At 65.8% G+C, this 10448-nt stretch carries 7 protein-coding genes; 2 read left to right on the top strand and 5 right to left on the bottom strand.

The annotated features are described in order from the left end of the window. Positions 1-10: 10 nt before the first annotated feature. Together ACSSVC_RS14815 and ACSSVC_RS14810 are read left to right on the top strand one after the other, a co-directional pair. Positions 11-811, top strand: a complete 801-nt coding sequence (locus ACSSVC_RS14815; RefSeq protein WP_346631650.1) for a helix-turn-helix transcriptional regulator — start codon at positions 11-13, stop codon at positions 809-811. A gap of 60 nt (positions 812-871) precedes the next feature. Beyond that, positions 872-2293: an efflux transporter outer membrane subunit gene (locus ACSSVC_RS14810; RefSeq protein ID WP_404939092.1), complete on the top strand. Its 1422-nt coding sequence runs from the start codon at positions 872-874 to the stop codon at positions 2291-2293. A gap of 20 nt (positions 2294-2313) precedes the next feature. On the opposite strand, the gene ACSSVC_RS14805 is transcribed toward ACSSVC_RS14810, so the two are convergent. The 5 genes from ACSSVC_RS14805 to ACSSVC_RS14785 all read right to left on the bottom strand — a co-directional run bounded on the left by ACSSVC_RS14805 (position 2314) and on the right by ACSSVC_RS14785 (position 10393). Beyond that, positions 2314-5418: an efflux RND transporter permease subunit gene (locus tag ACSSVC_RS14805; RefSeq protein WP_492612450.1), complete on the bottom strand. Its 3105-nt coding sequence runs from the start codon at positions 5416-5418 to the stop codon at positions 2314-2316. Further along, positions 5415-6623 carry an efflux RND transporter periplasmic adaptor subunit gene (locus ACSSVC_RS14800; protein WP_346631653.1) on the bottom strand — a complete coding sequence of 403 codons (1209 nt, stop codon included), beginning with the start codon at positions 6621-6623 and terminating at the stop codon, positions 5415-5417. The genes ACSSVC_RS14805 and ACSSVC_RS14800 overlap by 4 nt, the downstream gene beginning before the upstream one ends. 520 nt (positions 6624-7143) lie before the next feature. After that, positions 7144-8034 (bottom strand): phosphoenolpyruvate mutase, encoded by an 891-nt coding sequence (gene aepX / locus ACSSVC_RS14795; protein ID WP_346631654.1) that lies wholly within the window; start codon positions 8032-8034, stop codon positions 7144-7146. A 55-nt stretch (positions 8035-8089) separates the two neighbouring features. After that, positions 8090-9475 (bottom strand): class II fumarate hydratase, encoded by a 1386-nt coding sequence (gene fumC, locus ACSSVC_RS14790; protein ID WP_404939953.1) that lies wholly within the window; start codon positions 9473-9475, stop codon positions 8090-8092. Positions 9476-9562: 87 nt separating this feature from the next. Continuing rightward, positions 9563-10393, bottom strand: coding sequence for a hypothetical protein (locus ACSSVC_RS14785; protein WP_346631656.1), 831 nt, complete (start codon positions 10391-10393; stop codon positions 9563-9565). Positions 10394-10448 lie beyond the last annotated feature (55 nt).

The following is a 10448-nucleotide window of genomic DNA, read 5'->3' as shown; positions in this document are numbered from 1 at the left end:
TGATAAGGATATGGGTCTGACCAGCAGTATCGCCAACATGGAAACTCCACCCTTCTACTTCGAACTGGGGCAATTGATCTCCAGTACCGGCCATTGCGGATTCGCCAGGGACATGCTGCAACTGGTGGACAAGCTGGTGCCGGTCAGCCAGTTGCTGCTCAGCGAGTGGACCCTCGACGAACGCCAGGCCAGTTCCCTGGCAATCACCCTGCTGGGGCGTGCCGGGCTGCAAGAGGACCTGCCCCTGCCGGAGCCCCCGCGACGCCATGATCCCCTGCTGCACAAGATGCTGGAAATGGACGACTCGCTGCTGATTCAGATGAATGCCCAGGTCCAGTACGGGCCTTCGCGCAACACCCCGCACCAATGCCATCTGGTCTCGCGCAAAGCCAACCGCCGCTGTGTCATTACCCTCTACCGCGCCCCCTCTCAGGGCGGTTTTTCCCTGGCCGAACTGTCCTTTCTCAAGAGCCTGTCGGAAACATTGCTGCCGCTGTTGGAGCGCCATGCCCAACTGCATCGGCAACAGGCCCTGAAGAACCTGCGCAGCTGGAGCACCCGCCCCCTGGATGCGCGCCAGCAGACACCCCTGCAACGGGAGTTCGACGAGCGCCTGTCCCTGGGGGACATCAGCCTGTCGGCCCGGGAAAAAGAAGTCTGTCTGGGGCTGTTGACTGGAGGTACGGTGCCGGAAATGGCCCAGCGCCTGAGCGTCAAGAACAGCTCCATCGAAACCTATCTCAAGCGTGCCGCCGCCAAGCTCGGGGTCAGTGGCCGCCACGGCCTGGCCAAGTGGATGGTCGGCGCCTGAGGCGCGGTGCCGGCGCCCCCTGTCGTCCACCCTCAGGATGTCCTTGTCACGAGGCTGATCATGCGTAACTCCCCATCGATCCTGGCGGCCCTGGCCCTGACCCTCGGCGGCTGCTCGCTGATCCCGGACTACCAGCGCCCACAGCCGCCGGTGGCGCCCCAGTACCCTCAAGGCCCGGCCTACGCCTCGGCCACAGGCACGCCGGGGGCCGACTGGCAGGGCCTGTTCCAGGACCCCTTGCTGCAACAGTTGATCCACAGTGCCCTGGAAAACAACCGCGACCTGCGGGTGGCGGCCCTGAACGTCGCGGCCTACCAGGCCCAGTACCGCATCCAGCGCGCCGACCTGCTGCCGGCGGTGTCGGCCAGTGTCGACGGCAAGCGCCAGCGTCTGCCCGAGCAGATGACCGGCGGCAAGGCGCTGATCAATTCCAGCTATTCAGCGAACCTGGGCATCAGCGCCTATGAGCTGGATTTCTTCGGCCGCATCCGCAGCCTCAGCCAACAGGCATTGATGACTTACCTGTCCAGCGAGCAAGCCCGGCGCAGCGCGCAGTTGAGCCTGGTGGCCAATGTCGCCAGCGCCTACCTGACCTGGTGCGCCGACCAGGAACTGCTGGAGCTGACCCGCAAGACCCTGGCCGCGGATGAACAGAGCCTGCGTTTGACCACCCGCAACGGCAACGCCGGGAAGATCTCGGCCCTGGACGTGGCCCAGGCCCGCACCAGCGTCGACAGCGCCCGGGCCAGCCTGGCCCGCTACCAGCGCCAGGTGGCCCAGGACCTGAACAACCTGACCCTGTTGGTAGGTGCGCCGCTGCCCGCCGACCTGCCCCAGCGCAGGTTGGCCGAAGGCATGCTGGCCCAGGTGCCCGCGGGGCTGCCTTCGAGCCTGTTGCAGCGACGCCCGGACATTCTCCAGGCCGAGTACCAGCTGCAGGCCGCCAACGCCAACATCGGCGCGGCCCGGGCGGCGTTCTTCCCCAGCGTCAGCCTGACCGCCAATGCCGGCAGCTCCAGCAAGGAGCTCTCGGGGCTGTTCAAGGGCGGCGCCGGCGGCTGGACCTTTCAGCCGCAGATCAACCTGCCGATCTTCAATGCCGGCAACCTGCGCGCCAGCCTGGACTACGCCCGGCTGCAGAAGGACATCAGCGTCGCCCAGTATGAAAAGGCCATTCAGACCGCCTTCCAGGAAGTGGCCGACGGCCTGGCCGCACGCCAGACCTACCAGCAGCAACTGATGGCCCAGGGCAATCTGGTGCAGGCCAGCCAGGACTACTACAACCTGGCCGAGCATCGCTATCGCATCGGCGTAGACAGCAATCTGGTGTTCCTCGATGCCCAGCGCTCACTGTTCAGTGCCCAGCAGGGCCTGATCAACGACCGCCTGGCGCAGTTGCTGGCCGAGGTCGACCTGTACCGGGCCCTGGGCGGCGCCTGGAGCGAGGCACCAAGCCTGGCCCGCTCCGAAGTACAACCCTGACGCCAGCCTCGGCTTGAGCTTCAAGGCTGCGGTGGCCGCACTGCGGCACGGTCCTCCGGGGTGACCGATGTCAGTCGTGCCAGGCGCGGCGCCAGCCACTGGTTCAGGTCGTCCATGTAGCTGAAAACCACCGGCACCAGCACCAGGCTCAACAGGGTCGAGGTGATCAGCCCACCGATCACCGCCACGGCCATGGGCGCGCGGAATCCCGCGTCGGCTCCACTGCTGAACACCGCCGGGAGCATGCCCGCGACCATGGCGATGGTGGTCATGATGATCGGCCGGGCACGCTCGGCTCCCGATTGGATCAGGGCCTGGTGCCGGGGCAAGCCGGCGCGGCGGTTCTCAATGGTGAACTCCACCATCAGGATCGAGTTCTTGGTGACGATGCCCATCAGCATCAGCAGGCCGATGACCACCGGCAAGTCGATGGCCGCGCCATACAGCAACAGCCCGCCAAGGGCCCCACCGATGGACAGCGGCAGCGCGACGAGAATGGTCAGCGGCTGCAGGAAGTCACGAAACAGCAGCACCAGCACCGCAAACACCATCATGATGCCCAACCCCATGGCCACGCCGAACTTGTCGAACATCTCGTTCATGTACTCCGCATCGCCATACTCGACCCGCCGTACCCCCTCGGGCAGCGGGTCCAGGGCCGGCAGTTGGTCGATGGCTTCCAGGGCGGCTCCCAGGGTGAGCCCCGCCAGATCGGCGTCCACCGAGACCCGGCGCAGCCGCGACAAGCGTTCGATCCGCGCCGGCCCGCTGCCGTAGCCGATATCGGCCACCGCGCTGAGGGGCAGCACCTTGCCGCTGTCGCTGCTGACGCCGAGGTTGTTCAGGGCATTCAGGTCGCCCTGCTCGATGGCCGGCAGCAGCACCCGGATCGGCACCTGGCGGTCATGGAAATTGAAGCGTGCCGAACTGGCGTTGATCTCGCCCACGGTGGCGATCCGCGCCACGCTGCCGATGGCCAGGGGGCTGACTCCGGCCCGGGCCGCTTCATCCACCCGGGGCTGGATCAGCAGTTCCGGGCGCAGCAACGGCTCGTTGACCTGGACGTTGGCGATGCCCTCGATGCCGCGCATTTCTCGCTGCAGGGCATGGGCGGCCTGGCTCAGTGCCTGCCCGTCGGCGCCCACCAGGATGATCGAGATGTCCCGGGCTGCGCTCTCGCCGCGAAAGGCGTAGCGCAAGTCGGCAAAGCCGTTGAGCAGCGGCCGCAGGGATTGCTCGAAGGCCTTCTGGCTGAGCTCACGCTGATCCGCCGGCACCAGCCGCACCAGGAGCTGGGCAGTGGCCACATCGGTGGCCCCGGAGGAGTCCTCGCCGCCGGCGGTGGCAAACACCGACAGCACCTCGGGCCGCTGGCGCAACTGCTCGGCCATGCTGGTCAGCACGGTGTCGGTCCGGGCCAGGGAGCTGCCGGGGGGCAAGGACACGTCGATGCGCGACAGGCTGATGTCATTGACCGGCATGAATCCCGAAGGCAGCAGCGGCACCAGGGCCAACGAACCGATCAGGAACAGCCCGGCAATGCCCAGACTCTTGCCCCGGTGCTGCAGGGCCCATTCCAACAGCTTCAGGTAGCGCGCCAGCAAACCCCGGGGCGCTGGCGGGTGCGGGCCATGCCGGGAAGGCGCCTTGGGCTTGAGCAAGTAGGCGGCCATCAGCGGCGTCACCAGACGCGCCACCAGCAGCGATGCCAGTACCGCCGCCGAGACCGTGATGCCGAACGGGGTGAAATACTGGCCGACGAAGCCGCCGATGAAACTCACCGGCAGGAACACCGCGACGATGGTGGCGGTGATCGCCACTACCGCAAAGCCGATGGCGTCGCTGGCATCGATGGCCGCCTGGTAGGGGCGCTTGCCCTGCTCCAGATGGCGCTCGATGTTCTCGATCTCGACGATGGCATCGTCCACCAGGATGCCGATCACCAGGGTCAGGGCCAGCAGGGTGATGCTGTTCAACGAGTAGCCGAAGACGGCCATGACGACGAAGGTCGGCAGAATCGACAACGGCAGGGCAATGGCCGCCACCAGGGTGGCGCGCCAGCTTCTGAGGAATATGAAGACCACCAGGATGGTCAGCAGCGCGCCCTCGATCAGGGTCATGATCGCCGCATCGTAGCTGGCCAGGGTGTAGTCCACCGAGGACGAGATCGGGTGAATCTCCACGTCCGGGTTCTGCGCTTGCAGGCGCTGGAGGGCCGCTGCGACGCCTGCAGCCACCAGGGTGTCGCTGGAGCCCTTGGCGCGGAACACCGCAAAGCCCACCACTTCCTCGCCGTTGAGCCGGGCCCGGGAGCGGGCTTCACTGGCGCCGTCATGGACCCTGGCCAGATCCCCCAGCCGTGCCCAGCGTCCCTCGGGAAGAGCGATGGGGGTGTTGCTCAGGGCCTCCACCGTCAGCGCACTGCCCAGGGTGCGTATGGATTGCTCGTTGTTGCCCAGCCGGGTACGGCCGCCGGGAACGTTGATATTGGTCTGCACCAGTTGCCTGTTGACCTGCTCGGCGGTGATCCCCAGGGCCTGCAGGCGCTCGGCCTGCAGCTCGACCTTGACCTCGCGCTCGACGCCCCCCAGGCGCTGGACTTTCTGCACCCCGGGCACCGCTAGCAGATCGCGACTGAGCACGTCGTCGACGAACCAGGACAGATCCACCAGGCGCCGTTCGCTGCCCTTGAGCGCATAGTTGAGGATCGCCCCGCCCTCGACATCGATGCGGGTGATCATCGGTTCCTCGATGGTCTGCGGCAGGTCGGCACGGATCAGGGCAATGGCGTCGCGAATGTCGTTGGCCGCCCGCCCGGGATCGATACCGAGCTGGAACTCCACAGTGGTCACCGAGATGCCGTCGGCCACTGTGGAGGTGATGTGGCGAATCCCGGCGAGGCCGGACACCGCGCGCTCGACCCGCAGGGTGACCGAGTGTTCAAGCTCGGTGGGCGCAGCGCCCACCTGGGACACGACCACGGTGATCACCGGGAAGTCCACGCGCGGATTGGCGTTGATCGGCAGTTTCACAAAGGCCAGGCAACCGGCCACCGCCAGCACCAGAAACATCACCAGGGTCGGTATCGGGCGGCGAATCGCCCAGGAGGAAAGCTGCAGGCTCATGGTTCAAGGCTCTCGTCATCGGCCAGGACCACCACATCGCCGTCGCGGACGAAGGCCGAGGCCCGTGCCACGACCCGCTCCCCCGCCACCAGACCCGAGAGCACCTCCACCTGGATGCCGTCCCGCCGGCCGACACGGATCTGCCGCAAGCTGGCCACCTCCTGCGCATTGAGCACCACCACCGAAGCCTGGTCATCGCTGGCGAAGGTCAGGGCCCGTTGTGGCAGCACCAGGCCCAGGGTCTGTTGCGGCAGCTCCAGGGTGCTGCTGGCGAAACTGCCGGCGCGCAACCCCGGCTCGGCGGCCAGGGCGATACGCACCCGGCCGCGTCGGGTCAGGGGATCGACTTTCGGCGCCAGCAGGCGGACCTGGCCGGCCACCGGTGTCGCCAGCCCCGCGACCTGGACCTGGACCTCGGTGCCGACCTGCAGGGCGCGCAACGCGCTTTCTGCCACCTCACCATCCAACTCCAGCTGGTTGTCACGGATCAGCCGGAACAACGGCTCGGCACCGCTCAGGGCCCCAACCCGCGCCAGGCGCTCGGACACCACGGCCGCCACCGGCGCCCGTACCGTGGCCTTCTGGCGTTGCGTGCGGGCATCGGCCAGTTGCGCCCGAGCCTGTTCATACTCGGCCCGGGCCGCCGCCAGGCTGGCCTGGGTGGAACGTGCCTGAGCCCGTTGCTGGTCCACCTGTTGCGCACTGGCCGCGCCGAAACCACCCAGTTGATCAAAACGCTCCTGGCTGGTCCGGGCTTCCCCGTACAGGGCCTGTTGCTGACGGATCAAGGCCGCCGTGCGCCCAAGGGCCGCCTCGGCCTGACGCACCTGGGCGTCCAGGGTGGCCGTCTCCAGCTCCGCGAGGATCTGCCCGGCCACCACCCGGTCGCCCTCCTCCACCCGCACTGCGGCCACCCGTTGTTCCTGCAAGGCAGTGCCGATGGCAATCTCCTCCCGGGGAACCAGGGTGCCGCTGATGAAGATGCGCTGCCCGACATTGCCGGGCCGGGCCACGACGCTGCTGACCTTGAGCTCCTGCGGCGCTTGTTCGACACGTTGCACCAGCTCGGTCTCCGGCACCCACAGCGCCACCGCCGCCACCAGCAGGGTCAACAGCGCCGTCGCCAGCAGCTTCGGGGTATGTTGGGCAAGACGCTGCAAACGCCGGGCACGACTCTGCTCGGGAGTGAGATTGCTCAGGTTCATCTGACGGGTACTCGAAGGTTCACGGGCGCCATGGAAGCGGGCGCGATGGAGGCAGCAAGCGATCGATCCACTCTCGACTCGACACTCGGCGCGGGCCGCAAGGTACTGAATAGTCCTGCAACGACCACAGGCTAGCGCGGGGCCTTGGCCGGTGCTGTAAATCTCTGTGAAAAATAGTGCAGTAAAGCACCAGGGGCAGAACGGGAGGTGAGGACAGTACGGATACCGCGGGGGACGCAGAACGCGTCGGGCTTGAAGCGCCGACCCGGCCAGCCAAGGGCAGTAGGCAAAACAGGGACCGGGCAGGCAGGTGCTGCGATGTTGCAGCCCGCCCTGACCAGATACCGCCACTGAGCATGTTGCCTGTGGTACCTGGCCGGGCGAACGGGGCAATTCTAGGCAGCGCCCCCAACAACGTATGTAAGAAAATTCTGATTCCCGTGCATCTTCAGTCGCGCAATCAGCCGAGATAAAACCAGAATTTTCCAAGAACCCTCGGGACCGCCTCTGTCACCCGCGGCTAACGGGTGCCCGGCACCAGATCGAGGATCTCCTCGATGCCCAGGCAACGGGGCTCCACCTCCAGGGTCCGGCCATGTTCGAGAATGCCCACCGCCACATCACGCATCGCCATGTAGGCACTGCGCAGCATGTGGTTGGCATAGATCACCGCGTTGAAACCGGCTCCTTCCAGCTCGTCGAAACTCAAATGGGCATAGCTGGTGGGCACGCAGATCAGCGGCACCCGGGGACAGTGGCGGCGGAACTGGCGGGCGAATTCGAGGATCTCCAGGCCGTCCTTTTTCCGACTGTGGATCATGATCCCATCGGCGCCGGCGGCGACATAGGCCAGGCAACGCTCGATGGCGTCGTCCATGCCCTTGTCGAGGATCAGGCTTTCACAGCGAGCGATGATCAGCAGTTCTTCATGGCTGCGGCTGGCGCAGCCTACGCGGATCTTCTCGCAGAACTCCTCGATGCTGTCCTGGACCTGGCTCACGGCGGTACCGAACAGGGAGTTCTTCTTCAGCCCGCACTTGTCCTCGATGACCACTGCCGAGACTCCGGCCCGGTCCAGCATCTTCACGTGGATGGCGAAGTGTTCGGCCTTGCCCCCGGTGTCGCCATCGAAAATCATCGGCAGCGAACAGACATCGAAGATCTCGCGAATGCCGTGCAGGCGGTTGCTCGGTGAGAGGATCTCGATGTCCGGCAGGCCCTTGTGGGTCGAGTCGGTCAGGGAGCTGGACCAGATGGCGTCGTAGGTCAGGCTGGGCCCGGGCCCGCGCTCCAGCCTGGATTGTTCGGCCAGCAGCGCCGAGATCGGGCTGTGGGCTTCAAGGACCCGCAGACAGCGCTTGCGGCGCAGCAACTGGCTCAGGTTGGTTCGGCGAATATCAGCGTCCTGCATGGGATTCACGCGCCTCTTGTGAGTAGGAACAGCGGGTTGGCTGCGGGTCCTGGGGTCAGGGGTGGGTCATGTCCAGGGCCACCACATAGCGGTCGAAATCCGCGGCCGAAACGTAGCCCAGCTGTTGCGCCACCTCCCGCAGGGACTTGCCCTCGTGGTGGGCGGTCTTGGCGATGATGGCCGCCTTGTCGTAGCCGATGTGCCGGTTGAGGGCGGTCACCAGCATCAGGTTCTTCTCGATGTTGGCCTCGATCCGCGCCCGGTTCGGTTCGATGCCCACCGCGCAATGGTCGTTGAAGGCGCGGCAGGATTCGGCCAGCAAGGTGATGCTTTCCAGCACGTTGTGCACCATCACCGGCTTGTAGACGTTGAGCTGGAAATTGCCCTGGCTGCCGGCGAAGGCCACGCTGGCGTCGTTGCCGAAGACCTGGGCACAGACCATGGTCAGCGCCTCGCACTGGGTCGGGTTGACCTTGCCCGGCATGATCGAGGAGCCCGGCTCGTTCTCGGGGATGTCGATCTCGCCGATGCCGCAGCGCGGTCCGCTGGCCAGCCAGCGCACGTCGTTGGCGATCTTCATCAGGGCCATGGCCAGGGTGCGGATCGCCGCCGAGGTGTTGATCAGCGCGTCATGGGCCGACAGGGCGAAGAACTTGTTGGCGCAGGACTTGAACGGGTAGCCGGTGAGCTCGGCGATGATTCGCGCGCACTCGTCGCCGAACTGCGGATGGGAGTTGAGCCCGGTGCCCACCGCCGTGCCGCCGATGGCCAGGTCGTAGAGGCCGCCGAGGTTGAGTTCGATGGCCCCCAGGGCGTAGTCGATCTGCTCGACCCAGCCGCCGATTTCCTGGCCGAGGGTGATGGGCGTGGCGTCCTGCAGGTGGGTCCGGCCGACCTTGACCACGTCGCGATACTGCTCGGATTTCTCGAACAGGGTGTCTCGCAGGGTTGCCACACCGGGCAGCAGGGTTTCGAAGATTTCCGTCACCACCACCATGTACATGGCCGTGGGAAAGGTGTCGTTGGACGACTGCCCACGGTTGACGTGGTCGTTGGGATGAACCGGCTTCTTGCTGCCCACTTCGCCGCCGAGCATCTCGATGGCCCGGTTGGCGATCACTTCGTTGGCGTTCATGTTGGACTGGGTGCCGGAGCCGGTCTGGAACACCACCAGCGGGAAGTGTTCGTCCAACTGCCCGCTGATGACTTCGTCCGCCGCCTTGACGATGGGCAGCGCGATGGCTTCAGGCAGTTCGCCAAGCTTGAGGTTGGCCAGGGCCGCGGCCTTTTTCAGGATGCCCATGGCACGGATCATCGGCGCGCCCCACTGGAAGCGCGAACGGCCAATGGGGAAGTTGAGGATGGAGCGCTCGGTCTGGGCGCCCCAGTACTTGTTGGACGGTACGGAAATGGAACCCATCGAGTCGGATTCAAGACGCATGTTCATGGTTCTCCAGTCTTTGCTATGCAGCGCGATCAGTCATGGGACGCCGGGCCGTCACCGCGCCCGGCGTGGTTCGCAGGTGCCCTATGCCTTGAGCACGGAGGCCATCTTTTCCAGGTGCGCACAGGCCCGGACCACGTACTCGTCGGAGAGCGCGGCGATGCGCCGGTAGTTGATCTGCTGGCCGGTGGCCTGGGTGTAGAGCTTCAGGGCGTCGGTGGCGTGACGGAAATGCCGGGCCTCGACGGCGCCGCAGTGGACGCTGAGGAAGCCGGCGATGCGGTTGGCCTCCCCCGCCGGATAACCGCAGGATTCGCGCAGCCAGTTCTTCCACAGCGGCGTCATGAGGTTGTATTCGCCGGTGTTGAACAGCTCGGTCAGGGCCATCATCTCCAGGGCTTCCACCAGGTTCGGCGCCAGTGGGCGCTTCTCCCCGACCCAGGTGGAGAACTCCTTGGTGATGGGGTTCAGGTACTTGTCCTGCAAACGCCAGTTGTCGGAGCCGCAGATGGCCGAGGCCATGCGGTGGTACAGCTTGGAATGGTGGGGATGGCCGTGCATTTCGCCGAGGCCGACGTCTTCGACGATGATCTCGCCGCAATGCCGGGCGGCCTCCAGCAGCTTGAGCTTGTTGTCGTCGCCGGGCAGGTCCTCGGACTCCTGCAACAGCCGCACGATGATGCTGGACACGGCGTGGGCCGCGCCATCGGGGCTGCGCCAGCCGCAGAAGAAGGTGCACAGCGAATCCTCGGACCACCTGCTGGACGTCATGCGCTGGTAGGTCTGGCAGTAACCGTCCAGCTTGTCGGGATGGCTTTCAAAGCCGGTCAGCAGTGCCTCCACCAGATTCCGGTCTTCGACATCCACCAATGCCTGGTGCACGTAGCCGATGAACGCTTTGCGGGAACTCTCCATGTTTCTCTCCTGTATTTATTGTTCACTTCACGGACAGCAAGACGAGCGACGCCAC

The organism is Pseudomonas sp. E1BtOHC1 (genome assembly GCF_058744285.1).
The sequence above is the reverse complement of the archived record's forward strand: the minus strand, read 5'-3'. Positions and strand labels throughout refer to the sequence as shown.

Bases quoted from the DNA above. Each gene is read 5' to 3' on its own strand.
- ACSSVC_RS14815 (WP_346631650.1), top strand. From the start codon at position 11: ATGGGTCTGACCAGCAGTATCGCCAACATGGAAACTCCACCCTTCTAC.
- ACSSVC_RS14785 (WP_346631656.1), bottom strand. From the start codon at position 10,393: ATGGAGAGTTCCCGCAAAGCGTTCATCGGCTACGTGCACCAGGCATTG.
- ACSSVC_RS14800 (WP_346631653.1), bottom strand. From the start codon at position 6,623: ATGAACCTGAGCAATCTCACTCCCGAGCAGAGTCGTGCCCGGCGTTTG.
- aepX (WP_346631654.1), bottom strand. From the start codon at position 8,034: ATGCAGGACGCTGATATTCGCCGAACCAACCTGAGCCAGTTGCTGCGC.
- ACSSVC_RS14810 (WP_404939092.1), top strand. From the start codon at position 872: ATGCGTAACTCCCCATCGATCCTGGCGGCCCTGGCCCTGACCCTCGGC.
- fumC (WP_404939953.1), bottom strand. From the start codon at position 9,475: ATGCGTCTTGAATCCGACTCGATGGGTTCCATTTCCGTACCGTCCAAC.
- ACSSVC_RS14805 (WP_492612450.1), bottom strand. From the start codon at position 5,418: ATGAGCCTGCAGCTTTCCTCCTGGGCGATTCGCCGCCCGATACCGACC.